Consider the following 25,237-nt stretch of genomic DNA (forward strand, 5'->3'; position numbering starts at 1 on the left):
CCTGGTTATGAAGGCTTCTCTCTAAGGGTCAGCGTGGAGAGTGTTACCTAGGCTTAGCCACGATTATGTAAGGATAGAGGTTACCATGCGCTACTCGGCGCTCATGAACTATCCTCCAGCCGTGTTCCTCTAGCGTACGCTTCACAACCCTATGCTCAGTTGTTATCAAGACTATGCTCTTTCTCACAACACTTGCTGCTTCTCGGAGGAACTCCCGGTATACACGTCTAACCTCGTGCGGACTGCCCATGCGTATACCGTAGGGCGGGTTAGAGACTACTACGTCTACTTGATCTACATAGCTGCTTAGACGTGTAGCATCACCAACTATGAACCTTATACGATTCTCAACCATTGCCGCCCTCGCGTTGAGCCTAGCACCGGCTATGTGACGGCGACTCCTATCCATACAAATTATGCGGGAATGCTCTAGGAGCTGAGCTGCTTCTATAGCGACTGTACCTCCTCCACACATAGGGTCCATCAAAGTCTCGCCATCAACTATCCCCGACATTGCTACCATTGCATAGGCCAGTGTTGGTTTGAGAGCAGCCGGATGATCATATATTCTGTAGCCCCGCCTATGCCACGACAGTTCTCCACCAAGCTCTATGGACACATAGATCTCGTCGTTTATCACGTCTACCGAGACTGCTACCGCGGGGTAGTCTAGATCCACCGGGGGACGTAGACCGTAGAGACGACGTACCGCATCTATGACAGCGTCTCCCGCCACACGGGCTATGTCGAGCGAAGAGTATTCGTGCATCCCTACCCGCTCAGCCCTTATAGCAAAGCTGGTATAGGGCGTCACATACTTCTCGACACCGCTAGAGGCTACTACCTCGTAGACCTTACTGAGGCACTCTTTCGAACCACATATTTTATCCCGAGCAAGTAAGAGCTTAGCCCTGTGTATAGACCTCATGTACTCTACGAGGTATAGACTAGACTCGTCAATGTCTACTATGACTCTCCCGTGGCCAGCCCTTATCTCTACTACCTCTGCACCGAGCCTAGCACGTGCCTCTTCAGCAACTATGTCCTCAATACCTGGGTTCGTAGTGAGTATGACCGTTCTACGCGTCACTGCTGCTACACTCCTCCACTAGGCGGCGGAGCTTTTTCGCGAACTGGTATAATGCTGACGCCTCACCGCTTGTCATACCAGAGCGCCATAGCAGATGCTTTATTGCAGCGTCTACGGCAGGAAATCTCTCTCTATCAACTAGCTTCTCGGCTACATCATGTAGGAGTTTGTATACACGTTCTAGACTCCTACTATCGACCTGCTCGTGGAGCTGCCCCCTAAACCGTAACGCAATCCAGAGTTCGTAGAGTACTATAGCAACTGCGTGGCTCAGGTTAAGCACAGGATAGTCCGGATTCGCGGGTATGTGGACAAGGAGATGACACTTGGACAGCTCTTCGCGTGTAAGGCCTACACTCTCCCGCCCAAACACTACTGCTATGCTGCCATACCGCGGTGCTATGTCCTGCGCAAACTCTCTCACAGAGACAGCGTGCCGGAGTACATCACTGCGCTGACCCGTCTTAGCACTTGTACACACCGCAATGTCTACACCAGCTAATGCCTCGTCCAGGCTATTGAAAATCTCGACTCTTTCAAGCATGTATGCCCCATTCGCTGCAAAACGCTTAGCCTCCTCGCTCGAGGGACTAGCCTGGGGACTGACAAGGTAAAACTCGTCTACCTGAAAGTTAGCTGCAAGCCTGGCTATGAAGCCTAGGTTTATCTCCCCCTCTGTACCAACGAGTACTAGCCTTATCCTAACCCTCTCTTCCTGCAACCGTACACCACCACTATATCCTCAAAGAATATGTGCAAGCTCCTTCTCTCTACAGCTACTCCGGCCTCTCGGAGAGTCTTTAGTACTTCTTTATCGCTTCCACTAAGCGAAGAGTAGACAAGCACGATACAACCGAGCCTCGGACAGCTCCCGGCATAGCGAGCCAGTCTTTCAGCCTCACGTATACCACCACTCCACGCAAGTCCCTCCAAGTCTCCATCATCTACTGGAAGGTACGGCGTGTTGTATACTACCAAAAACCGTCTACCAGGGCAACGAATACACGACAGACCATCACACTGAGCCACGTCTAGGAGAGTATCCATGCCACGTCTTTCAGCGTTCAGTCTGCTACAGTAGGCTGCGCAAGGATTCACATCCAGGAGAAGAGTGTAGGGGACATCCTTAGAGCCACACTCTAAGCCTAGCACGCCGGTTCCAGAGCCAACATCTATGCACAGCTCTAAACTAGCCCCGCGATTAGCCTCTATCAGCTCTCTTACCACTTCTAGTGCTAGCCACGTATCTTCCGCCGGCTCATATACATGCACACACACGCACACTGAGCTACTCTCGTCAACATACACATTCTTGACACATCGAGCCTCACATCCATAGCCGACTAATCTATCTCCCATACCTGGGAAACCCCGATCCTGTCAACCACTGCGTCAAGTGCCCAGGCTGAGAAGCATGTAGAACTCCTCAGGAGAGAGCTCATAGACCCGACGCTCGCCAACTCTCTCCTCCAACGTGTCGCGGTCTAGACCTAGACACTTACTCGCGACCTTTACTGCCCTCTTGTTCCTCTCAGAGAATATACACCTAGTCACTTCCTCGAGCCGGCGAAGCATATCTCTAGGTGGACGATCATCTCTCGGCTCTAGGACGACTATTCTCGAGAAGACCTTAGGCCTTGGACGGAAGGCTGACGGTGGGACCACCTTGCCCGGCCTAACTTTGTAGACTAGCTGAACTAGCACTGATATCCTTCCATACTGCTTACTTCCAGGTCTTGCCGCAAGCCTATCTACGACTTCCCTCTGCAACAGTAGCATTGCCGGCTTTTGGGCCTCTACTGCCAGCAATGATAGAAGTGGTCCGGTTATGTTATACGGTATACTCCCATATACCGCGTCTACCCGGTTGAGGACGAGTGGTGGACTCAAGGCATCTCCATGTAGCGGAGCGAACCGGGGCTCGAAGAAGGAGAGACTTGCAAGCCAATCTAGAAGTCTCGCGTCAACCTCTATTCCTATAAGGAGCTGCGGCCTACACTGCCTTAGTATCTCGGATGTGAGAAATCCGGTACCAACTCCTACCTCTAGGAGTGTTCTAAAACTACACGCCCATCGGGCAAATTCTCTTGCAACCCACCGCGCTGTTAGGAAATTCTGACCAAGCTTCTTGGAGGCTCTATGCAGCTCCCTCACCGCTGCTTGCTTCCTCCGCGCCTAGAAGCTGCCTCCCAAGCTTAGCATATATCGTGCCTAGGTAGTTTAGGAATAAGGGCTTGACTGGTTGCTCTAGCTCTCTTCTCGGAGGCTTTACGAAGAGATAGTACTTCTGCCCACCCTTGAGCTCCTCTACTATGCGTTCACTAATCACCTTCACAGGATCTATGTGAACCTGGTTTCTTATATCCTCGTAGCTCTTGAAAGGCTCGCGCTCGCGTGCCTCAATAATCTTCATCACGGTCTTCTTCCCGACACCCGGTAGCAGCTCAAGGCTATGGAACCTTAGAGTTATCGGGCCAGCTATGTTGAAGAACTCCACGAATACTGGCTCCTTCTTCTTCACAATCTGCTCTATAATGCTCGGAAGCGTCTCTTTGGCAAATCCAGTCAAGTCGTCATACTCTATATCGGCCTCTACACGAAACACTTTATCACGCATCTCCGCTACGGGGCCTACATATACTCTCTCACCAACTTCTAGCTGCGCACCATGCCGGGGCGACGCCTCCATAAGTATGAAGTAGTCCTCACCGACCAGCTGTATAACCGGCTTATTCCGGTGCCATGGATGCCTATCCGTAGGGTTACCCATAGGCAGGTAGTCAAGGACATAGGCGTACTCTTCGTAGGGCCTGCCGCCGCCCTTACGTCGCCGCCTTGCTCTACGCTGCTGCATAGCCCCTGCCCTCCTCGCTCTCGCTTATATTAGAGCACTATACTCAAGGGATTTAAAGAGGCCGGAGCCCGCACCCCCTGCCTCCGGGATTCCGTTCTCTATCTGCCTCTTTTTCTAACAGCACCAGCACGGGTGGGCGTCATCAAACCTCTTATGGCAAGTGGAATCTACATCAGTTTGATAAAACAGAGTGCCAACCTATTCTCCAGTTCCAAGATCCGAATTAATGCTTGCATAGTTATCATTACTGTTTCCTGCCACAGCTCTCCTCCAGAATTTCAAGTGCCTTTTCTATCATTTCATCATCATAGCCTCCATCAATGTCGCCGAGTATAGCTTTTGCCTCCTCTAGGCTCGATGGCAGTATATTTATCAGTACCGATGCAGCAAACTCACTAAATCCCTCATTAGTGAGCTTGTTGAGCGCCTCCTCGGCTGCTTCGGGGTTACATTTAGAGAATTTGACTATATACTCATATGTCCTGGCTACTACGGGGTTTTCCTCTACGAGATCCTTTACTGATTCGAGTATCTTTCTGGCTATAGGTATAGGAGCGTACCTTGACTCTAAGATCTCCACCACGGTTAACACCCTTCTATCGAAGGTAAAGCCTTACCTCACAGTTGGCTACAGTTCATACGATTTCCATGCCCGGAGACTATTGTAATCAAAGTTTTGTAAAAGAGTCCTAAATTCACTGTTGCTAAAACATTGAACGAATATACATTTTAGCCGTAAAGATGAGCCGGTGTACAGCTTCATCTCTTCTTCTCTTTTGGTGGTGTCAGTGCCTCGGGTGGTACAGGGCGTAGGTGCTCAGGCCTAACTATGAGCGTCTTTATCTTGCTACCAACCTTTAGCTGTACTATGTACGCCTTACCTCTCTTACCCACGACTGTAGCTACCTTGCCGTGGTAGCGGCGGTGCGGCATACCCTTCATAACCGAGGGATTGATTATTATGTAGACCTTGTCGCCAGGCTTGTACTCGTGCATTAGTAGGCTGAGAGGCGGAACTGCGCCACGCTCACGTATATGCTTACGTAGCAGCTTTCTAGTACGGTGCCTAAAGCCCCTAGACGCTTTCACTTTCTATCCCCCGGTACAGCCGCCGTGAGGAAGGCCCGGTATTATATCCTCTTAGGGTGTTGCGGAGTAGACTCTACTACGCCGAGTACATCGAGTTCTGCACAGTAGGCCTCCGCGTCAAGGTATTCGGCGAAGCTGGGGCTCGTATCACCTCCATCGCCGCTCACAAGCTCCTTGATGTAGAGGCCTCCCTCAGCAACTATTAGGGCCTCGAACACATTGCTAGCTATACGCCTGGTCTTGACACTAAACACTATCCTTTCACGGACTATATCCGGTCTCCGATGTCTCACCCTACGCGGGGTCCGCTGCCGTATTGACGCTCCAGCGAAGAACTCCTCTAGGCCACGTAACTCCTCATCGGTTACCTCCCTGGAGACGACAACTAACGCTTTATATATCTTCGACCTCTTAGAATGCTCGCCCTTGATCTCTGATACCTCTCTGCGAAGTGCCCTACCCTCTAGGATGACCTCTACTAGGCCCGAAGCATAGCGGTTGACTATCGACTCTATGAAGCTTGTAGCAAAGCATCTGCGTCTAGCCCTCTTCAGCTCCACTATGAAGGGTCTTCCGAGCCCAAGCATTCTAGCGTCTGCATCTTCTCTGCCAGACGCGTGCAGCACAACATCATCTGCATCCATTACCTCAGCTAGGACGAAGAACGAGTCCTCGACGCTGAACGGATAACGGCGCTCACCGTACCGCGTTATCCATGCAGATTGTGAGACACGCCGAGCTATCTTCCAGTACCTCCCCCGCAGGAGCAGAGGCATAACATGTATAGTTACATTGCCCTCGGGGACTCCGACCTCAATCACTACATCTGGAGTACCAAATTCTGGCTGGAGCCCCGTTAGCCTCTGAAGCCTTTTGCTGACCTCTCTTTTCACCTCAGAAGCTATCGACTCCGCATAGACTAGACCAAAGCGCCTCTTAATCTCATCCTCGCGCTCCCGCAGCTTCGGGTCCACCCTAGCAGCTACAAGGAAGTTACCAACATCCATACTGGCCAGCATTTCTACCGCACGTGAAGCAGCTTCGTCAAAGAGTCGGGGGAGCCTCGAGCCGCATAAGTAGCAGCTCCTACGCTCTAGTTTTCCTCCATGTATTTCACTATAGAGTCCCTCAGCGACCGAGCCAATATTAGCAGCCGTCTCGCTAAGAACTCTACGACTCGCCTCACTGCCCTCACGTATACCGGCATGGAGCGCCATTACGATGAGACGTTTCAGCGCTTCTCCTCTCTCAGCGTTGCCCCAACCCCTACCGAGTAGTGCAAACATCCTACCTAGGCAGTAGTCGCAGAGCGGATACTCCCGGAGAATTCTATAGGCCTTTTCGACTATGTACTCAACACTAGCCAGCTCCTCTACTAATGCACCGCTAATCTCGGTCTCTTCTCTCTTCTCTACAGTCTTGCCAGCACCGCCCATCATGCGCTACCATTGCTGCTGCTAGAAGCCACCAGGGCTTTAACCCGATACGCTGCCCCTTGACGCGTATGCATTTGCTACACTCGCCCTCTATAACACTCTCTGCATCGATACAACCCTCTAGGTTCTTTAGCCCATCGCCGAGAGCTACCTCTATGCCAGGCCAGCCGCCTTTCCTCACAGCATTTCGTAATACGCCGAGGAGGCTAGACTCGTCAGCGCGGAGCCATTTCACCCTAGCCCCGTCTATGCGTAGTGTGACAGGCTGTAGGCCACTACCCGTTTCCAGCCATGCTAGTAGCTCTACACACACGTGCCTCCGAATACTGTTAGACAGCAACAGTGCGGAGACAGCCACGAGCCCAGCGCGGAGAAGAGAGTCCGGGGAAGGTTCGTCGCGATAAACTATCCTAACCCGGCAGCCGTCCCATTTTCGCGAAGCGCTCAAGTATATCCTTCCTCTTCCGGAGCTGCCTCATCATTCTCTTAACCGTCTTGTAGTAGTTATACAGCTCGCGTACATCGCTTACTTCTACCCCAGCTCCAATAGCTATTCTCTTGACGCGGCTACGCTGCTCTAAAAGCTCCGGGTTATCGAGCTCATCGTAGGTCATAGAATTCATTATGCTCATCCATTTTCTCATTTTCTCCTCGCTAACCTTAGCTGCCTCATCGAACGAGTCTAACATAGTAGAGAAGCCAGGTATCATTTGAAGCACCTTCCTGAAGGGGCCTAGCTTCCTCATCTGCTCGAGCTGCCTATAGAGTACCCGGAATGTTATCTTGCCGGCAACCATCTCGGCCACTGTTTTCTCGAACTCTTCAACTCCCTGTAGTCTCTCTATCCTCTCTAGAAGTGACTCGAGGTCACCCATACCAAGGAGCCGTGCTACGAAGCGACGCGGTCTAAATACCTCAAATTCATCAACATCCTCACCTGTACCGATGAATTTTATCCTTGCACCGGTAGCAGCTACTGCTGAGAGGGCTCCTCCACCCTTAGCAGTACCATCCATCTTCGTCACTACTATGCTTCCTATAGGCGTTGCTTCATGGAATCGCTTAGCCAGGTCATAGCTCTTCTGCCCCATAGCGGCGTCTATGACTAGCATAACCTCGTCCGGCTTTACAGCTGCCGCTATGTCTTGCATCTCCTTTAGCAGAGCCTCTTCTTCACCGTAACCATGGCGTCCAGCAGTATCGACAATGATTATGTCTGCCCCTCTCTTCTTTAGCTCCTCTACGCCCCTCCGGGCTATAGAGACAGGATCCTTGGAGTCGGGCTCCCCGTAGAACATTGCCCCGACGCGGTCGGCCAACTGGCGAAGCTGCTCGTAGGCACCAGGCCGGTAAGTATCAGCCGCGACCACGCCCACCTTGTAGCCCATAGACCTGTAGAACTTTGCCAGCTTACCCACCGTGGTTGTCTTACCACTACCCTGTACACCTACCATCATGATCACGTATGGAGTATATGGCGGCTTTACCTCAGGTTCATCATCACCGCCAAAGAGTTTTACCAACTCGTCATAAGTTACCTTGACTAGCCACTCTCGTCTACTAACACCGGGCGGCGGCTGCTCCCTGAGGGCACGCTCGCGTATCCTCTTAGTGAGATCAAATACAAGACGTACATTGACGTCAGCAGAGATTAGAGCACGCTGTATATCACGTATATACTCCTTCACTATTGCCTCGTAGGGCCCGCTGCGCTTCAGCAGCCGGCCGACAGCCTTCCGCAGGTCGTCGAGACCCGGCATAGCCTTCTCTACCCCTACCCCAGGTCTCTACAAGAGGCTTCCTCGCACCTAATTATCGTAGCCGCGGCTTCCTGGCCACAATAGCCACGATTGACAGTAGAGAGAATACAACCAGTGCCAGGCTTACAATGCAAGAATACCTCCATGCTGCAGCAGCCGCTAGAAGCAATGCATACGGTAGAGGCGTGAAGCGCCGAGCGTTTGGAATCCCTGCCGCAACGGGCACCATCATTGGTGCATGAACAGCTATGTGGAGCCCTATGAACCCTATGAGGATAGAATGCAGCAATACGGATATAGAGCTTGTTAGCACTGCATAGAAGGCGTAGGCTATGGAGGCTAACACTACATAGTGGCCTAGGGCGAAGTACTGGTGTGCCCGTGTCCCCCGTTGACACTTAGCTGCTGCGTATAGCCGGGCACCCACAGCATAGAAGAGCAGAGAGGAGAGTACCAAGACACTACTTACATCATTTATCCTATAGAGTAGCGCTACAGAGGACGCTATAGATGCTAGCACTGAGGCCGGTAGGAGCCAGATTGTTGGTCTTAGGCTACAAGTCAGTGTATATGACTGGAACGACACGGCATATATCATTGGGACTAGTAGGCTTAGTGAAAGCAAGACAGCAACACCATAGACATCAGTAGCTTGATAGGCTAGCGGCATTAGGATCCCTGACGCTGCATAGGAGAAGGCTAGGCTAAGGTAGCTAGCTCTGCTAACCCTATTGCTGAGCTTGAGCGCGCCAAACCCAACAATGATAGCCATAACTATTGCTGGCACTGTGTAGAGCATCCATGCATAGGAAACACCAATATAGAGAAATATTGGAAACAGTGCAAGCATTGCTAGAAGGAGCATCCCTAGTGTCTCTACACCTGCTCCTAGCCGACGGAGTACAAGCGCCGAGTATGAGTAGGCTATGGTGCTTGCAAAGAGGGTTAATCCACCGGGCACCATGAAGGTTGCATGTCTGTGTATATCACCCTGGAGGACTGCATGGAGGCCCAAACCACTGTAGAAAACCGAGACTATTACTCCGATCCTGATACTCCATAATCTCATTTTATGCATTCTACGCTCCACGCCTAGACCCCTATAGGGCTGATCCCAGCCGGCACCATTATTCACTATATGGCGCCACATACAGAATCTCATAAGAGGCAGAGCCATGCTATACTAGAATCCGCACAGGTTATACATGGTTGCCACTCTGCTAAAAACCGGGTAGGAATTGTAATGGTTGGAGAAGAGTTGAATAACTTTGATTATATCTAGGGGAGGGTGCGGATTAGAGGGTATAGCGGCTATTTCTGGCCACCGCGTACACGCATTATCATGTACTTACCCATTACGACCCAGTACTCTACCTCTACACCGGGCTGCAGCTTCGCGCGGAGGTCTTCATCGCTAGGCTTCTCTACCTCGAATGTCTCAAACGTTTCCATATCCATTATCTGTACCATATCACCCATGTCGGCTATTACCTGACCTACACGCTTATCGATTATTGGTACCTCTACACGTGCGTCTACGGGTGCTGTTAGAGTCTTCTTGTTGCCCGAGAAGAGACATACAGCTACTACATGGGCCTTAGCACTACCATGCTTACCTGTCTTGGCGCGGCTCATCTCAACTATCCTACAAGGCTCACCATCGATAACTATGTAGCTGCCAACGCGTAGCTCGCCTAGAGTCGCATAGGTTACGCTCATACCACTCTACCCCAGACTCAGCGCCTGTGCCTACCCAACTTTATAGCCTTAGCTTTCCCGACCCTACAGCCATGATAGCAACTTATTTAAACCGGCTAGAGTAGGGTGTGCCTCCCACATGGTGCCGCGGTAGTATAGCCTGGCCCAGTATGCGGGCCTGTCAAGCCCGTGACCCGGGTTCAAATCCCGGCCGCGGCGCCATCTATAAACTCGGATATAGCCCGCGGCGTACCGCGGCACCTCTTTCCTCACCTGCTTATCTACTTGACCTACCTTGTACGTCTCCTCCTCTACCTCATATACTCTATACATCATGTTGTAGTCATGAAGCATGAACAAGTCTGCAATTAGTATCGTAAATGTTCAGCGGGTAACTCTATGGTGTTGCTCGGGGAGTGGCAGGCAAGAGGTGCCGAGCAAAACCTGCTGTCCATTAGCCTCTATGAATCCCACTCTTCTACATTATCAGTCATGTAGCTACATGCCTAAGGAATTGTTAAAAAGGACAACATCAGGGTAACCGTGCGCCGCTCATTCTTTAGCTGTAAGAGGAGGAGATAATCTCCTGGCGCCTAGCCTTTGAGGGGGTTCAAACCATGACCAGACATGTTGTGGATGGGCTAGTCGAAGATCATGACCATATACTCCAGGCTCTCGACCTCTTCGTGGAGTCCGTGAATCTGCTTGAGCAGGGAAGACTTAGCCCCGACGTTGTGGAGGGCTTGATAGACTTTCTCTCAAACTTCGCTGATCAGTGCCATCACGGTAAGGAAGAGCTGGTTCTCTTCCCGGTTCTTGAAAAGCGCGGCATACCACTCCATGGCGGCCCGATAGGCGTCATGGTGTGCGAGCATGGTATTGGAAGATACCTATTGCGCAATGCCAGGGGTGTTCTTGACCGGTTGAGGAGGGGTGAACATAGCGCCATAGAGGATCTAAGGAGGTATGCTGAATCGTATAGAGAGTTGCTTATCCAGCACATAGACAAGGAGAATAACGTACTCTTCCCTATGGCTAAGCAGGTTATCGCCGAAGGCGAGCTAGTAGAGGAAGCTGAGGAGGTAGAGAAAGGACACAGACACGAAGAGATGCTTAGGAAGCTAGATGAGCTACGGAGGATCATTGAGGCGGCCAGATCGAATGGCTGAAACGCCCCTATACCGTTGATGGGTGTAAGGGGCGTCCTTTGCCGCTATATGCCTTCTTTGGGCTATCCTAAGCTGCTAGGCTTATCAGCACACTTCACCAGGACTACGTCATCAGCGTAGTTTGCCTCGAAACTGTAGAGGATGCCTAGACCCCTAGAATACAGTATTATGGGTAGCCCGAATTCCGGCGAGTAGGTCACGGTAACTATGTTTCACTTTCACCTCTAGGAGGCCACGTATCTTCGCGCCATAGTCTGGGAGCAGGACATGACCATGGATGCTGTAGAGCTTGAGGACGTAGCCCTCACGGTCCTGGAATCCTTCAAGTAGTTCTATCAGCATCCGAGCCCGCGGCGCCGAATCAACCGTGATGACTGTCTCTCTTGGATGCTCTAGCCCTGTATCCTCGGCTATGCCTCTTCTCTCTAGGGGGTCCAATGTACGAGAAAGGAGGACTGCCTCCTCTATATTACCTGCATAGGCAGGTGGCCTGGCTGCGTCTACTAGCGCTGCTCGATAGCAACGCTTATCATTCCTATGAAAACCGCCGGGAGAGAGGCAGCGACCATACACCTCTACGTAGAGAAGGCGGTTACGAGAAGCAGGCAGAGGGTCCGCTCCTGCCTCGGCTAGGGCCCGGAGGAGCCAGTTTGGCGCTCTACGCCCCGAGCCTGTATAGAAAGCCCCATTATAGACTACTAAGAGGTAGCCGTCCAGCTTTTCCTCCAGCACGAGAGGCCCCTTGACCCGGAGCCTTCGCCTCTTCACTAAACGCTCGTAGTCTACGAGCCTTACTACTGGGTGGAGCCGCGCCACACCTCTCCCCCAGAGCCTAAGAAGAGAGTACTTCTATCCCGTTAACCCCCTATAGACCATGTAGAGGCCCATAGCCAGGTAGTATAGGGCTGCTATCAGTCTTAGCGTCTTAGCCCTCACCCTGAGAAGCAGTCTCGCAGAGACCGTCGCGCCGGTATATGTGCCGACAAGTAGTAGCAGCGATAGCATGGGGTCTACGCGGCCAGCCAGGGCATGGCCGACTACTCCCGTGAGCGCAGTTATGCCTACCATGAGCTTGCTCGTGGCAACGGCCGCGTGGACGCTAAAGCCCAGCACAAGGACTAGCAAGGGGACTTTCAGTACGCCGCCCCCAACCCCGAAGACAGCCGAGACTAGTCCAGCCACGAGGGAGACGAGCCAGCCTAGGGCTAGCCTCCAGACCGGTATATCCGACAATCTCTCCCAGCCTTGTCCCGCACTGAGCCTCTTGAGGGCCGTGAACCCTACAGCCGACACAAGGAGTATTAGGCCAAGCAGGAGGGTGAGTAGGCGGCTCTCGAGTCTACCTAGGATCTCTACACCGACGACTGCCCCGGTTATAGAGGCCGATTCGAGGAACACCGCCATCCGGGGGTCTACGAGCCCGCGGCTGTGGAGGCGGCGGAGCCCGCCGAGGCTAGTACCCAGTATAGCTACTAGGCTAGCTGGCACCGCCCTCTTGATATCTACGCCGAGGAGGACCAGCAACGGCACCATTATACTGCCGCCGCCGATCCCCAGGAGGGTCCCGAGAAAACCCGCCGCGAATCCTATCGCTAGTGGCTCTACCGGGTTCAACAGCGCCTAGCCTCCAGCTTCCTCGCCGCCAAGGCCTAGTAGGCCCCACAGCTTTTCACGGAACCGGCTCCACCACTCTCGAGCTGATGCAGGATCCTCGGCTATCCGAGGACCCCACTCGCGGTCGCCAAGCTCCAGCGCGATACCCGCGATCATGTCTACCGTCTTTCTACTCTCCCAGGGCCTGGGCTCCGCGCCTGCCAGGATCTGGTACCTAACTATAACACGGAGCGTCTCGAGCGCGTGCTTACGGAGATCCACCTCTAGACCTAGTAGCTCATGGTAGAGGTGCTCAAGGAGCCTCTCGACCCAGCGTCGGTGGAACCTGCAGAACCCCGCGTTGTCGACCAGATACTCAGCTATCATCCTGTCGAGAACTGCTTCTGCCAGCTCCTCGGGCGAGGCAAAGCTCGGGCTATAGACTGTCCAGTACCTACCAGGGACAGGTACCGGTGCTACAAGGCCCGGACTCCAGTAGAGGTTCGGCGTCATGTAGCCCTGCCCGCCGTAGGCGGAGTAGACTGCCACGTCTTGGTAGCCTGTCCGGTACATGTAGACCCTGCCACTATACCGGAGGTTAAGCACGTGTGCTGCCGCACGGAGCCCTCGCGTCGCTATGAGCGAGAGAAGCCAGCCACGCTGCTCCACGAGGCCCTCAAGGATTCTACGGGCTGCCTCGGCGTTAGCCCTGCTATCGTGCTCTACCCGGTATACGAGTGGATCAAATACAGGGCGCCCCTGGAGCCCGAGATCACTGGGACTCAGCATACCGCGCTGCAGAAGGTCGAAAAGCCATGCCACTATATGGCCAGCTTCGATGGCGTCGATTCCTAGCTCGTCTGCCAGCTCTACTAGGCTCGCCATATCCTCGGCTCTGAGCACGCCAGAGAACGGGCCGAGAGCGTTAGAGGGCTCATAGTCTATCTTCACGCCTCTCCACAGCTTCTTACATGCTGCCGGGCACGGCTCACCACACGTCCTCCAGGGCTTGGCGCCAGGCTGCTCGAAGACGTCGCGCTGCACAGGCCTCCATAGCTCCTCAAGCACCATGTCGACTAGCTTGCTACGAGCAGCCTTAGAGAGGTATACCGTGTTGAAACCGAAGAAGGGAAGAAGATCCCGGTAATGGACATAGTTTACGCCAAACGTACCCCCTGTGCCGAGCCGAGGATCGTACCTGTACTTCACCGTAGCCTGTTCCACCGCTCCAATGTAGCTCTTGCCCATCACACGGCGAGAGAGTTCATCAAGGAGCCTTGTATCGCGTAGCCGGGGGTTATCCCGGGACATGTCGTATTCGCCGCCGTACACTATAGCAGCAACGCCATGGCCTTGTAGCAGGACACTTCCCGCGCCGCCCCGGCTAGCAGAGTCCACTACTCCTCCAGGCCGGCCATGCTCGACGTCGAAGCTGAACACCCCGGCCATTATCGTCCGAGCTGCCGCCGGCCCTACCACCAGGACGCCAGCCCGGGGGAGCTCCTTGCCGTACTGCTCTAGCAGGTAGGCTGCGAGCGCTCGGGTCCCACGGAAGCCCTTGTAGCCCCTCCATATGGTCCAGAGGGTTTCCCACCCGATCTCCTCGACTCGCGCCTCTACAGAGCCCCCAGCTTTACCCTTGACCACTATGACCACAGGCTCTTCGCGCCACCCCTCGACCACTATACCGTGGACGCCTGTTGCTATGAAGCGGTAGCAGACACCACCCACCGTGCTTACATGGAGCCCGCGGGTGACAGGGCTACGGAACACTAGCGCCATCCTATGGGCCCCGAACACCCGGCCGCCCGCAAAGGGGCCGCAGCCTGCTACAACTAGGTTCCGGGGCGAGAACACTGGGTAGCCGTAGCTCCCGGCCTCCATATGCAGCTTTACGCCATAGTCCACAGGGCCGAGCACACCTGGCATACTAGCCTCAACGAGCCTCGCGGATCCCGAGGCCACGTCCACGCGGAGAAACCGTAGCACCGTCAAGGCTGCAAGCGCCCCGCAGAGACAGTATAGCAGCCCCCACGCGTAATATCTAGTCCCCGGGAGGCGGGAGCCGTGCCCTCGATCCGCGCACGGGATCTAATCCGGGACACACACCCCGTCTACGCGAGCCCCGAGACAAGCATAAGGGAGGCCGCAAGGCTCATGGCCGAGCATAATGTCGGCAGCATACCTGTAGTGGACAGGGAAGGTAGGCTCGTAGGGATATTCACTGAGCGCGACCTCACACGACTAGTAGCCAGAGGCGAGAGCCTAGAAAAGCCGCTAAAGGAGGCTATGACCCCGAATCCTGTTACAGCACACCCCGACGATCCCCTCCCGCTCTTGGCCTACAAGATGATGGAACACAACATACGCCACATCCCGGTTGTAGACGAGCACGGCAAACTGCTAGGAGTGGTGAGCATACGCCGCGTACTACGCCACATGCTACCCCGAGAGGAGTGGCCCTAGCAGAGGGAAGGGAACCCTCTAGCACACCTCCCTATCAAGCCACACAGCCACATAGCCACCAGAAAACCCGCCACGCTGCCTCCTCTTCTCGTCAGCAGCCCTCAGAGCGTCCTCCAGCGCCAGCCCTCTCAAACGGAGCCATTCACGCAGAGCCTCCAGGAGGTCGGCAGCCTCCTCTAGAGACCCTGACTCAGCCAGCTCCATCGCCTCCTCCACGATCTTAGCCCGTAGCAGCGCCTCGAGCTCCCCGCCAGAGACACGGTAAACCGCCACACCCTCCTGGCTCTCAAGCTCCCGGCCTATACCGTTGCGGACAAGCTTCCAGCACACCAAGCCTCCACCAGCCCCACAGCAGAGGAGACTAGCGCAGTACAACCGGGGCAGAGAGGAAGATGCTACCCTGCCCTGTATAGAGCTTCACCTTAACCACTACCTGACCCGGGAGCCTTGACGCAATCTCGTCCGGAATCACTATGAAAACGTACCCCCTACTTCCATGAGGTAGTACAACCCCGCCAGGCACAACCGTTACCCCATCGGCGATACATGTATCACCGCTAAACCTAGCATTCTCGAGCACCTTCTCTACATCATACCAGCCAAATCCTACAATCTCAACCTTATAAATGAGCACATCATGCAGACCCTCGTTAAAGTACTGCAGCGCGATCACAGCAACACTAGTCCCATTAGGGAGACTACACCACGTAACCTTAGTGTCAGCACCTATACGCACTATCTCGACACTACTAAACCCCATGTTGCCCCATGTAGTCTGCACCAGACTGAGAACCGCAAATACCGCAGCAACACCCACCGCAGCAAGTATGAGCACCGGAATTAGTTCGTGAACGCCTCCACGCATCTAGGCAAGCCCCAACCAGAATTACAGGCGTCAAACCCCGCTATATATGCAACAGAGCATGCAGAACACAAACTATAGACACCCAAGGAAGAACAGCAGAGAACACCGCAACACTTGGCTAGCAAGAGCAACATTAGCTAGCCCAGCAGATAAGATACGCCGAGCAGTAGGACTAACACCAGGAGGAATTATCGGTTGAACAGAACCAGCTCTACCAGCAGCAACAATGGGACGCGCCACGCAGTCAGAGACGGGGGCCCAGACCCCGCAGGTAGAGCCCAGGAGCCCTAGGCCCCGGGCCCTGGACCCCTTGGCGGGCCACGCAGCCCTATACCCAGCGTGGCCCGCCCCTGGGCGAGAAGCCCACGGCGTCCGGGCGATTGGGAGCGGCGGGCTCAACCCCTCGGGCCTTACGGCCCTCGGGGCTTACACCCCCGCCCCATCAACCCCGTCTTCTACGGGAGCCCGGGCCCGGCCCCCAGAGGAGGCCGGGCGGCCGCCTCTTTTCGGGGAGGGGTTCCCGCTTAGATGCTTTCAGCGGTTACCCCCTACGGCGTGGCTGCCCGGCGCTGCCCTGCCGGACAACCGGTACACTAGAGGCCGCGGCGCCCCGTTCCTCTCGTACTAGGGGCACCTTCCCCTCAGGCGGCCCACACCCCCCGCGGGTAGAGTCCGACCTGTCTCACGACGGTCTAAACCCAGCTCACGTTCCCCTTTAATGGGCGGGCAGCCCCACCCTTGGGGGCTGCTGCACCCCCAGGATGGGAAGAGCCGACATCGATGTAGCAAACCGCGGGGTCGATGTGAGCTCTCGCCCGCGACGACTCTGTTATCCCCGGGGTAACTTTTCTGTCATGCCCGGCCCCCACCGAGGGGGGCACGAGCGTTCGCTAGGCCGCGGTTTCCCGGCCGGACCCCTTGCTGTTCGGGGTCCGGTCAGGCCGGCTTTTGCCCTTGCACTCTACGGCGGAGCTCTGACCCGCCTGAGCCGACCTTTGGGCGCCCGTGTTACCTTTTCGCGGGCGTGCCGCCCCAGCCAAACCGCCCACCTGGGGCTGTCCCCCCGGCTCCCGCCGGGGGTAAGCCCCCCGGGCCTGGGTGGGTGGTGTTTCATTGGCGCCTCCCCACCCCCCGGAGAGGGTGGCTCACCGGCTCCCACCTACGCTACGCACCCAGGCCCGAAGGGCAACCCCAGGCTGCGGTAAAGCTCCACGGGGTCTTCTCGCCCTGCGGGGGGATGCCGGCCTGTGCACCGGCTCCGTGGGTTCACGGGGCCCCGGGCCAGGACAGTGGGGACCTCGTTGATCCATTCATGCGCGCCGGAACTTACCCGGCAAGGCATTTGGCTACCTTAAGAGAGTCAGAGTTACTCCCGGCCTTCAGCGGCGCTTCGCCGGGTTGAACCCCGGTTTCACGGACCGCCAGTGGCCAGGATTCGGCCCCCGTACACACCCTTTCGGGCTCGCGGGGACCTATGTTTTTATTAAACAGTCAGGCCCCCCTAGGCACTGCGACCCGCGGTCCAGAGGGTTTACCTCCAGACCGCGGGCACCCCTTCTCCCGAAGTTACGGGGCCAATTTGCCGAGTTCCCTGGCCCGGGTTAGCCCCCAGACGCCTGGGGCTTCTCACCCAGGGGCACCAGTGTCGGTTCTCGGTACGGACGCGGGGGATCGCTCCCCGCCCCCTTTTCAAGGGCCCCCGGGATCGGCGGAAGGGCCCTAACGGGCCCCCATTCCCGCCTTCGGCCGGTTCTCGCCATTACGGCTCTCCCCGGCCTTCAGCGGTTAGCCGGGTCGCGGCCCTTCGGCCGCCCCCGGTCCGCCTACCCGGAGGCGTCGGAGGCGGGGCTTGCGTTGCCGCGTCTACCCCCGCGGCACGGGAATATTGACCCGTTTCCCTTTCCCCGGGTCCGTGTTACGGCCCGGGTTAGGGCCGGCTCACCCTCGGCCGACGACCGTTGCCGAGGAACCCTGGCCCTTTCCGGCGGAGGGGATTCTCACCCCTCTTCGCTGTTACTACCGCCGGGATCCGCACCCGGAGCGGCTCCAGCGGACCTCACGGCCCGCCTTCTACGCCGCCCCGGCGCCCGCCTACCGGATGCGGCCCGCATAGCGGGCCGCCCCCGGGGTCTCGGCGGCCGGCTTAAGCCCCGACATATCTTCGGGGCCCTCGGCCTCGGCGGGTGAGCTGTTACGCACTCCTTAGAGGATGGCTGCTGTTAGGCCCACCTCCCCGCTGTCTGAGGCCGAGGACGCCCTTTCGTTGGCACTTAGCCGGCCCTTGGGGGCCTTAACCCCGGTCTGGGTTGTTCCCCTCTCGGCCCCCGGGCTTACCCCGGGGAGCCCCACTCCCGCCATCTACGGCGGCCGCGGGTTCGGAGTTTGATAGGGGGCCGGGGGCTTTACGCCCCCTGCACCCCCAATCAGTGCTCTACCCCGCGGCCCGGCCTCCGACGGGGCTGCCCTGCGAGGCACTTCGGCGGGAACCAGCTATCACCGGGCTAGATTGGCCTTTCACCCCTAGACGGGGGTCAGGGGAACGAATTGCACGTCAGAACCCCTTCGGGCCTCCACCGGGCTTTCGCCCGGCTTCACCCTGCCCCCGCCTAGATCGCCCGGTTTCTGGTCTCACGGCCGTGACTCCGGGCCCTTGCGGACCCCGCCCCTCGCCGGGGTAACCCCCGGCTGCGGGCTCGTCGGTTTCCCTACGCCTTCGGGGGTGAACCCCTTAGGCTCGCCACGGCCGTGAACTCCCCGGCCCGTGTTTCAAGACGGACGGGGCGACCCCGGTCCGCCCCCCTCGTACTCCCGGCTCGCGCCGGTTTCCTTCGGGGGGCCTCCTCCCTTTCGGGCCGCCCCGTGCTTAGCCGCCCGGTTTCAGGCTCTTTTCACCCCCCTTCCGGGGTGCTTTTCAGCGTTCCCTCACGGTACTAGTTCGCTATCGGTCTCGGGACGTATTTAGCCTTGGAAGTCGGTGACTCCCAGCTTCCCACGGCAGAACCAAGCCGTGGTACTCTGCTCGGCGGCGCGGGCCCCCTGGGTTTAGCCTACGGGGCTATCACCCTCTACGGCGGGGCTTTCCAGCCCACTTCGGCTACCCAGGGTCGGCCCGCTGGGGCTCGAAGCCCCAGCCGCCGAGCCAGCAACCCCTCATCCCTCCGCGGTTATCCCGCGGAGGATTGGTTTGGGCTCTCCCCCTTTCGGTCGCCCCTACTCAGGGGATCTCTGTTGATTTCTTTTCCTCCCCCTACTAAGATGTTTCCGTTCGGGGGGTTCCCGCTCGGTACTCCCGCGGAGAACCGCGGTTTCCCGAGCGCCACGGGCTCTTCGCCCGTGGCGGGAGGCCCCATTCGGGGATCCCGGGTTCCACGGCTGCCTGCGCCTACCCCGGGCATTTCGCCGCTTGCCGCGCCCTTCGTCGGCGCCCGAGCCGAGCCATCCACCGGGCGGCGTCCGTGCCGTGAGACCCGCCCAGGGCGGGGTCCAGGGCCCGGTTTGGCCGGCCCCTGGGCCCTACCCCCGCCCACCGAGCCCGTCTGGGCCCCCGGGCCCGGGATAGCAGGGCAACCGGTAGTGGCCCGTTGCGGGCCCCTTGCAGCCACAGGAGGTGATCCAGCCGCAGGTTCCCCTACGGCTACCTTGTTACGACTTCTCCCCCCTCGCGGGGGAGGGGTTCGACCCCACCCCTCGCGGGGCAGGGCCTCACCCCTCCCCCGCTCGGGTGGAGCGACGGGCGGTGTGTGCAAGGAGCAGGGACGTATTCACCGCGCGATGCTAACGCGCGGTTACTAGGGATTCCGCGTTCACGAGGGCGAGTTGCAGCCCTCGATCCCAACTGCGGCGGGGTTTAAGGGATTGCCTCCCCCTTTCGGGGTCGGATCCCGCTGTCCCCGCCATTGTAGCCCGCGTGCAGCCCGGGGGATTCGGGGCATGCTGACCTGCCGTGGCCCCCTCCTTCCTCCGCCTTGGACGGCGGCAGTCCCCCTAGTGTGCCCCCGGGGTGGCCCCCGGGGTAGCAACTAGGGGTGGGGGTCTCGCTCGTTGCCGGACTTAACCGGACACCTCACGGCACGAGCTGGCGACGGCCATGCACCTCCTCTCAGCGCGTCGGGCAAGGTCGTCAGCCTGGCCGTCATCCTGCTGTCGCCCCCGGTAAGATTCCCGGCGTTGACTCCAATTAAGCCGCAGGCTCCACCCCTTGTGGTGCTCCCCCGCCAATTCCTTTAAGTTTCAGCCTTGCGGCCGTACTCCCCAGGCGGCGGGCTTAACGGCTTCCCTGCGGCACTGGGCGGGCTCCAAGCCCGCCCAACACCTAGCCCGCATCGTTTACAGCCGGGACTACCCGGGTATCTAATCCGGTTTGCTCCCCCGGCTTTCGCCCCTCACCGTCGGGCGCGTTCCAGCCGAGCGCCTTCGCCACTGGTGGTCCTCCCGGGATTATCGGATTTCGCCCCTACCCCGGGAGTACCCTCGGCCTCTCCCGCCCCCTAGCCCGGCAGTATCCCCCCCACTCCCCGGGTTGAGCCCGGGGCTTTAGGGGGGGACTTACCGGGCCGGCTACGGGCGCTTTAGGCCCAGTAATCATCCCGACCGCTCGCGGGGCTGGTATTACCGCGGCGGCTGACACCAGACTTGCCCCCCGCTTACTCCCCCGCCTTCCTACAGCGGGGAACAGCCGCCTTATCGGCGGCACTCGGGGTGACCCCGTCACGGTTGCCCGCATTGCGGAGGTTTCGCGCCTGGTGCGCCCCGTAGGGCCTGGGCCCTTGTCTCAGTGCCCATCTGGGGGCTCCCGCTCCCACGGCCCCTACCCGTTATCGGCTTGGCGGGCCGTTACCCCGCCAACTACCTGATGGGCCGCAGCCCCATCCTCGGGCGGCGCGCGGGGAAGCTCCGCGCGCCCTTTCGGCGAGGGACCCGTTCCAGGCCCCCTCGCCTATCGGGGATTAGCCCCAGTTTCCCGGGGTTATCCCCGTCCCGAGGGTAGGTTGGCCACGTGTTACTCAGCCGTCCGCCGCGCCCCCGCATCCGGGGGCGCACGACTCCCATGGCTTAGTCCCACCCCGATAGCGGTCGGGCCCGGCAGGATCAACCGGAGTCACGGCCGCAAGGCGGGCCCGTGGCCGGGCCACCCCGGTGCCGCCCTGCTATCCCGGATGCCCGGGGTTTAGCCCCGGGCCCGGTGGGCGGGCGGGGTCTGGGCCCCCGTCGGGCCCAAGCGTCCCAGGGGTACGGCCCCCGGGTTTGCTTGGGCCCCCATTGTTACCGCGTGATCGTCCCCGGCGGCCCCGCCGGGTTGTCTCCCCGGCGGGGCTCGCCGTGTTTGAGGGCTTACCGCACTCGGAGAGAATATAAGTATTTCGGGGACGTGTTGTGTTAACTCTTCAGAGCCGCTGTATCCCGGTAAAACCCGGTGTTACTGAGGCTTTTTCAATACCGTGTCTGGCTCGTCGGCCCCGATTAATGTATGCCTCATCAGGCCTGATTTAAGATTCTTGGCTAACATGTTCTGGGGTGTATCCTCACCATGCATGTGCCGTGGTAGCTGTGAGGTGGGGCTAGCATCTTCTATGCGGCACACTATACTGTGATGCGGTGGGCACACTAGGGGATTGCCTTGGAGCTGGTATCTACCCTCTGCAACTATTCTTCATTATAGATACTGGTGATATAGTTGGGTAGTTGACGGGGTAGGGCAAGAGTGTAGAAGTGATTGACCCTTGACGGTGAGCGTAAGAAGGTCGATGAGTGAAGAATGTGGGTGTGCCCCCGGCTGGAGGCTAGACCGCCCATCCCCCGCCGGGCTTTGCCCGGCGTCGCGGCTGCGCCGCCGCCGGGAAGCCGGGGGCCGTGTAGAAAGCGGGATAATGCAGGTTCCAGTGTATCTGGGTTTCCCCGGGGCCCGGAGCTAGGGGGCGGTGAGCCCCGCCTCCTCGGCCGCCGCCACCCTTAGCTTGCGTAGACACCCCTCGCGGAGCCTTGGCCCCGCCTCTCCCTCCTCTAGGCACTCCCTAGGTGTATCGTCTGGGCCTAGCACCTCCTCGAGCGCTTCGAGGACTCTAGAGGGTAGACCCTTCCTGTAGACGTCCTCACAGTCATAGAGGCTTCTAATTGTCCGGGCCGCTGCAGCCTCTACTGCTGCACCGGCTGCTAGGGCCCTCACAGCCTCAAGCTGGAATCCTAGGTGGTGCATCATGATACCGCCAATCTTCTTCTTTGAGAGCTGCGTAGCCGCAATATACGCCTCTATTGCTCTGTGGAGCAACTTTGTGAGCTTCCCGGCAGGGTCGCCGGCTCCACAGGCACTGTAGGTTAGGGGTAGTAGCCAGCGACGGCGGGCGAAGAGGAGGCTGAGGAGTGTTAGGAGCTGCTCCCGCCCCGGTGCGGGGGCCCGGCCCTTGGGGGTCCGCGGCTCTAGCATCCGCTTGGGCAGTTTACCGGGGGCTAGCGATACAGTATAGCGGAGAGCTCCAATTGAATCCATCGACATGTATTCTATGAGTTCTACTGCGTCTCCGCGCTTCGCCGGGTAGGGCCGCTGCTCAGCAGCAACCGCCTCGAGCCCAGCGCCGATTAGTGCTGCTGCGGCTGCAGCCGCCTCGAGGGATAGAGCTTGTAGCGCGCTGTGTCCCTCCTCGTCTAGGAGGACGCGGATAACCGATGGGGGCCGGCGGCTCTGCTGGACCGTTTCCAGGACCGCGTAGAGCGTAAAGGCTAAGGCATCGCCCGGCGTTGCCGTGAACCTCCAGCCACCCATTACACCCCTCCAGGGCACAGCACGGTAGACTGTACGGCGGCAGGCCGAGAGCGGAAGACGCAGCCCGCAGTGCCTCTCCATGTAGCTCTGCAGCTTCTCTAGCACTTCGCTGTAGGACTCGGAACGCGGGAACGCGCTGACTTGCGGCCACACACTATAGATGTCTGGTACTAATACTAGACCTGTGCTGTCGTAGACATTTGGGTCTAGCAGTGGTGCCACTGGGTCTAGCGCTTCAGCAGCCGCCGCGCCGTAGACGTACTCGAGCTTCTCGCTTCTCCGGAAGGGACTCCCCATGACGTATACTGCTAGCCCGGGCAAGGCCCTCCACTACACCCTAAGAACCGTAGCTCCTCGTCGAGGAGGAAAAGAGGGATACCCCCAAGGAGGCTAGAGGGTGTATCGGGCAAAGTACCTGTCTAGTAGCGCCCACAGCGCCACTGTAGCCACGGCTGTCGAGACAGCGCCTAGAAGTACTAGCGTGCCTACTGTGGGGAGCTGCGAATGGATGGGGAGCCCTAGCATTGATGGGCTTGGCGACGCGCCAGGGCCTGAGATGAGAAGGTCTGCTATCCTCGCAGGAAGCTGGAAGCTCCCGTGGAGCGGCTCTAGCGCGTTGAGCAAGTATACCTGGTACACCGCGTCAGCCAGCGCTCCAGGGTGATCCCTGAGTGATGCTAGGCCTAGTAGGAGGGGCAGAGCTGAGACCATGCTGCCCGCCACATAGAGGGCTACCGCCGCTATGGCTGCCGTGGTTACACGCTGTAGCTTGAGGCCTAGCAAGGCAGCTGCTAGAGCTAGGGGTAGGCTTGCAACTGCTAGGAGTAGACCGTAGACAGGTATTATCCATGGTGCTTCTTGCCTAGCTAATGCTATACTCATTGAGGCGTAGACTGAGGCAGCAGAGACCATGTAGATGAGTGTCAGCATAGCTACCATGGCTAGTATCTTTGCTGCTAGTATCCTTCTCCTGGAGACTGGCCGTAGAGCTAGGAGTTGTAGTCTCCCACTACCAGCGTCGCTCGCAAGAAGCGAGGCGCCCAGTATGGCCGAGAATAGCCAGGCGAAGCTCGATATGCTGGTTATCTGTATAGGGAGTATACCGGATAGCACTGAAACATCGCCGCCATGGACTGTCTGGGCTCCTAGGGCTACTAGCCACATCCGGCGTACAAGGTTCTCGAGGCCATACATCTGGACGATTTCGTGCAGGCTCCCCCGGAGCATGAAGCCTACCAGGAGGGGTAGCAGCGATATAGCTAGGAGGAGCTGTACCCCGCGGCGTCTAGCCTGCCAGACTATCTCTACCCAGAGTAGGGCCCGGAAGCCAGGCACGGCTGGAGCCCTACGCTGCTGTGCCTCTTCCACGGCCAGCCCGGCCCTCCAGCACCTCCCCACGACTACCAGATACTAATCGTATATATGCCTCCTCTAGGCTTATATTCCGAGCTATTATGGTGTAGACGCGTACACCGCCCGTTACGAGCGCCTCCACGACCCCGGGTACATCGTCCCGGGACCCCACATGTACAGCTACACGGCGGCCCGTGCCGAGCCGGGAAACCTCATAGCCCCTCGCAGCAAGCACCTCAATAGCCCTGCCTGGGTCATCCACCTCGGCTTCAACGACTACTCCCACGGATAGCCTCCTTCTCAGCTCCTCGACGCTACCACTATACACGACCCTGCCACGATAGATCACAGTGACCTCGGAGGCCAGTTCCTCGACCTCTCTTAGTAGGTGGCTGCTGAGGAGGACTGCAGTCTCCCGGGAGAGATCCGCCACGAGGCTACGGATTGATACAACACCCTCCGGGTCTAGACCGGTAAAGGGCTCGTCCAGTACGTAGAGCTCGCGGGGCTGCAGAAGGGCCTGAGCAAAGTGTAGGCGCTTACGCTCGCCCTTACTCAGCCCCCGGATCCTCCGGCTCCGCAGCTCCCAGAGGCCAACAGCCTCCAGCACCTGCCGTGCAGCCTTGACCGCATCTAGCCGGGAGAGACCCTCGAGCACACCTAGCTCTATGAGGAGTTCTTCCACCGTATATTCGCCGGGGAACACTGGAACCTCCGCAACGTAGCCTATGAGGCTCCGGAGCCTCCATCCTTTGCTCGAGGCGAGGTCGTATCCGTGGAATAGTATTTTGCCGGAATCGGGGACCGCTAGACCAACAATACACTTCATGGTGGTAGTCTTCCCAGCCCCATTTGGACCCACTAGGCCATGAATACCCCTCTTGACTTGGAAACTGACACCGTTAACTGCTACTAGCGTACCATACCTCTTAACGAGGCTTTCTACTGAAAGGACAGCACCGAAAACCACATCATGTCCCCTAGCTAGACGCACTCACGTGAGATCCCTGGCATCCCATAGAAACGGCTCACCTAGCTCTCCAAATATACAGTATACCATACACAAGTATAGTTACAAACAGTACAACTATGCTAGATAAAGGCTAG

Annotated in this window: 23 protein-coding genes, 1 tRNA gene and 2 rRNA genes; 4 read left to right on the forward strand and 22 right to left on the reverse strand. The window is 57.7% G+C overall.

The genetic code is table 11. The features are described 5' to 3' along the window. Positions 1-43 precede the first annotated feature (43 nt). From Pyrde_RS02665 to Pyrde_RS02720, 12 genes are all read right to left on the reverse strand, one after another. A complete protein-coding gene (locus Pyrde_RS02665) occupies positions 44-1,090 on the reverse strand; it encodes a THUMP domain-containing class I SAM-dependent RNA methyltransferase (protein ID WP_055407965.1) in 1,047 nt (348 codons plus the stop codon). Continuing rightward, entirely contained in the window at positions 1,080-1,811 is a 732-nt protein-coding gene (locus Pyrde_RS02670) for an RNA methyltransferase (RefSeq protein ID WP_055407967.1), read from the reverse strand. Before Pyrde_RS02670 ends, Pyrde_RS02665 begins: the two co-directional genes overlap by 11 nt. Then, positions 1,787-2,362, reverse strand: a complete 576-nt coding sequence (locus Pyrde_RS02675; protein WP_180385520.1) for a class I SAM-dependent methyltransferase — start codon at positions 2,360-2,362, stop codon at positions 1,787-1,789. Before Pyrde_RS02675 ends, Pyrde_RS02670 begins: the two co-directional genes overlap by 25 nt. Before the next feature lie 120 nt (positions 2,363-2,482). Next, on the reverse strand, positions 2,483-3,244 hold the full coding sequence (gene rsmA / locus Pyrde_RS02680) for a 16S rRNA (adenine(1518)-N(6)/adenine(1519)-N(6))-dimethyltransferase RsmA (RefSeq protein WP_055407970.1): 762 nt from the start codon (positions 3,242-3,244) through the stop codon (positions 2,483-2,485). Next, complete coding sequence (locus tag Pyrde_RS02685; protein WP_082419426.1) at positions 3,228-3,944, reverse strand: DUF655 domain-containing protein; 717 nt, start codon at positions 3,942-3,944, stop codon at positions 3,228-3,230. The genes rsmA and Pyrde_RS02685 overlap by 17 nt, the downstream gene beginning before the upstream one ends. Before the next feature lie 244 nt (positions 3,945-4,188). Further along, a complete protein-coding gene (locus Pyrde_RS02690) occupies positions 4,189-4,527 on the reverse strand; it encodes a hypothetical protein (protein WP_055407972.1) in 339 nt (112 codons plus the stop codon). A gap of 176 nt (positions 4,528-4,703) precedes the next feature. After that, the gene (locus tag Pyrde_RS02695) at positions 4,704-5,033 is read right to left on the reverse strand and encodes a 50S ribosomal protein L21e (protein WP_055407974.1); all 330 of its coding nucleotides are present in this window, start codon (positions 5,031-5,033) and stop codon (positions 4,704-4,706) included. Between the two features lie 41 nt (positions 5,034-5,074). After that, positions 5,075-6,469 (reverse strand): tRNA pseudouridine(54/55) synthase Pus10, encoded by a 1,395-nt coding sequence (locus Pyrde_RS02700; protein ID WP_055407977.1) that lies wholly within the window; start codon positions 6,467-6,469, stop codon positions 5,075-5,077. Beyond that, a complete protein-coding gene (locus Pyrde_RS02705) occupies positions 6,420-6,917 on the reverse strand; it encodes an RNA methyltransferase (protein WP_143522224.1) in 498 nt (165 codons plus the stop codon). Before Pyrde_RS02705 ends, Pyrde_RS02700 begins: the two co-directional genes overlap by 50 nt. Continuing rightward, positions 6,880-8,229: a signal recognition particle protein Srp54 gene (locus tag Pyrde_RS02710; RefSeq protein ID WP_055407980.1), complete on the reverse strand. Its 1,350-nt coding sequence runs from the start codon at positions 8,227-8,229 to the stop codon at positions 6,880-6,882. Before Pyrde_RS02710 ends, Pyrde_RS02705 begins: the two co-directional genes overlap by 38 nt. Positions 8,230-8,281: 52 nt before the next feature. Next, on the reverse strand, positions 8,282-9,364 hold the full coding sequence (locus Pyrde_RS02715; RefSeq protein ID WP_156327983.1) for a hypothetical protein: 1,083 nt from the start codon (positions 9,362-9,364) through the stop codon (positions 8,282-8,284). Positions 9,365-9,540: 176 nt separating this feature from the next. After that, entirely contained in the window at positions 9,541-9,948 is a 408-nt protein-coding gene (locus Pyrde_RS02720; protein ID WP_055407984.1) for a translation initiation factor IF-5A, read from the reverse strand. 123 nt (positions 9,949-10,071) lie between these two features. Between Pyrde_RS02720 and Pyrde_RS02725 the strand changes: the two genes are divergently transcribed. Together Pyrde_RS02725 and Pyrde_RS02730 are read left to right on the forward strand one after the other, a co-directional pair. Further along, a tRNA-Asp gene (locus tag Pyrde_RS02725) sits at positions 10,072-10,149 on the forward strand. A gap of 395 nt (positions 10,150-10,544) precedes the next feature. Then, a complete protein-coding gene (locus Pyrde_RS02730; RefSeq protein WP_082419429.1) occupies positions 10,545-11,096 on the forward strand; it encodes a hemerythrin domain-containing protein in 552 nt (183 codons plus the stop codon). A gap of 153 nt (positions 11,097-11,249) precedes the next feature. Here Pyrde_RS02730 and Pyrde_RS02735 read toward each other — a convergent pair whose 3' ends face one another. From Pyrde_RS02735 to Pyrde_RS02745, 3 genes are read right to left on the reverse strand one after another with little or no spacing between them, the layout of a single operon-like run. After that, a complete protein-coding gene (locus Pyrde_RS02735) occupies positions 11,250-11,912 on the reverse strand; it encodes a hypothetical protein (RefSeq protein WP_055407988.1) in 663 nt (220 codons plus the stop codon). A 33-nt stretch (positions 11,913-11,945) separates the two neighbouring features. Further along, positions 11,946-12,710, reverse strand: coding sequence for a sulfite exporter TauE/SafE family protein (locus Pyrde_RS02740; protein WP_055407990.1), 765 nt, complete (start codon positions 12,708-12,710; stop codon positions 11,946-11,948). Between the two features lie 6 nt (positions 12,711-12,716). After that, positions 12,717-14,678, reverse strand: a complete 1,962-nt coding sequence (locus tag Pyrde_RS02745; protein WP_231656823.1) for an aldehyde ferredoxin oxidoreductase N-terminal domain-containing protein — start codon at positions 14,676-14,678, stop codon at positions 12,717-12,719. A gap of 78 nt (positions 14,679-14,756) precedes the next feature. Here Pyrde_RS02745 and Pyrde_RS02750 point away from each other — a divergent pair, with 78 nt between their 5' ends. Beyond that, positions 14,757-15,155, forward strand: coding sequence for a CBS domain-containing protein (locus tag Pyrde_RS02750; RefSeq protein ID WP_055407994.1), 399 nt, complete (start codon positions 14,757-14,759; stop codon positions 15,153-15,155). A gap of 18 nt (positions 15,156-15,173) precedes the next feature. Here the strand turns inward: Pyrde_RS02750 and Pyrde_RS02755 are convergent, their stop codons facing one another. The 4 genes from Pyrde_RS02755 to Pyrde_RS02770 form a co-directional block, all read right to left on the reverse strand. Then, positions 15,174-15,488 (reverse strand): nucleoside triphosphate pyrophosphohydrolase, encoded by a 315-nt coding sequence (locus Pyrde_RS02755; protein WP_055407995.1) that lies wholly within the window; start codon positions 15,486-15,488, stop codon positions 15,174-15,176. A gap of 28 nt (positions 15,489-15,516) precedes the next feature. Beyond that, the gene (locus Pyrde_RS02760; RefSeq protein WP_143522226.1) at positions 15,517-16,020 is read right to left on the reverse strand and encodes a hypothetical protein; all 504 of its coding nucleotides are present in this window, start codon (positions 16,018-16,020) and stop codon (positions 15,517-15,519) included. A gap of 360 nt (positions 16,021-16,380) precedes the next feature. Continuing rightward, a 23S ribosomal RNA gene (locus Pyrde_RS02765) occupies positions 16,381-19,487 on the reverse strand. Positions 19,488-19,622: 135 nt separating this feature from the next. Next, a 16S ribosomal RNA gene (locus tag Pyrde_RS02770) occupies positions 19,623-21,119 on the reverse strand. Together the 16S and 23S rRNA genes form the textbook arrangement of a ribosomal RNA operon. A gap of 621 nt (positions 21,120-21,740) precedes the next feature. Between Pyrde_RS02770 and Pyrde_RS10595 the strand changes: the two genes are divergently transcribed. Continuing rightward, positions 21,741-21,932 (forward strand): hypothetical protein, encoded by a 192-nt coding sequence (locus Pyrde_RS10595; protein WP_143522227.1) that lies wholly within the window; start codon positions 21,741-21,743, stop codon positions 21,930-21,932. On the opposite strand, the gene Pyrde_RS02775 is transcribed toward Pyrde_RS10595, so the two are convergent. The 3 genes from Pyrde_RS02775 to Pyrde_RS02785 form a co-directional block, all read right to left on the reverse strand. Then, on the reverse strand, positions 21,929-23,098 hold the full coding sequence (locus tag Pyrde_RS02775; RefSeq protein ID WP_055407999.1) for a hypothetical protein: 1,170 nt from the start codon (positions 23,096-23,098) through the stop codon (positions 21,929-21,931). The genes Pyrde_RS10595 and Pyrde_RS02775 overlap by 4 nt on opposite strands. 69 nt (positions 23,099-23,167) lie before the next feature. Then, complete coding sequence (locus Pyrde_RS02780; RefSeq protein WP_055408002.1) at positions 23,168-24,145, reverse strand: ABC transporter permease; 978 nt, start codon at positions 24,143-24,145, stop codon at positions 23,168-23,170. Next, complete coding sequence (locus Pyrde_RS02785; protein WP_055408004.1) at positions 24,123-25,124, reverse strand: ABC transporter ATP-binding protein; 1,002 nt, start codon at positions 25,122-25,124, stop codon at positions 24,123-24,125. Before Pyrde_RS02785 ends, Pyrde_RS02780 begins: the two co-directional genes overlap by 23 nt. Between the last annotated feature and the right edge of the window lie 113 nt (positions 25,125-25,237).

Source organism: Pyrodictium delaneyi, from assembly GCF_001412615.1.
GTDB lineage: Archaea > Thermoproteota > Thermoprotei_A > Sulfolobales > Pyrodictiaceae > Pyrodictium > Pyrodictium delaneyi.

Excerpts from the sequence above, each read along its gene's own strand:
- Pyrde_RS02760 (WP_143522226.1), bottom strand. The coding sequence starts at position 16,020 with ATGCGTGGAGGCGTTCACGAACTAATTCCGGTGCTCATACTTGCTGCG.
- Pyrde_RS02685 (WP_082419426.1), bottom strand. The coding sequence starts at position 3,944 with ATGCAGCAGCGTAGAGCAAGGCGGCGACGTAAGGGCGGCGGCAGGCCC.
- Pyrde_RS02720 (WP_055407984.1), bottom strand. The coding sequence starts at position 9,948 with ATGAGCGTAACCTATGCGACTCTAGGCGAGCTACGCGTTGGCAGCTAC.
- Pyrde_RS02710 (WP_055407980.1), bottom strand. The coding sequence starts at position 8,229 with ATGCCGGGTCTCGACGACCTGCGGAAGGCTGTCGGCCGGCTGCTGAAG.
- Pyrde_RS02700 (WP_055407977.1), bottom strand. The coding sequence starts at position 6,469 with ATGGGCGGTGCTGGCAAGACTGTAGAGAAGAGAGAAGAGACCGAGATT.
- Pyrde_RS02730 (WP_082419429.1), top strand. The coding sequence starts at position 10,545 with ATGACCAGACATGTTGTGGATGGGCTAGTCGAAGATCATGACCATATA.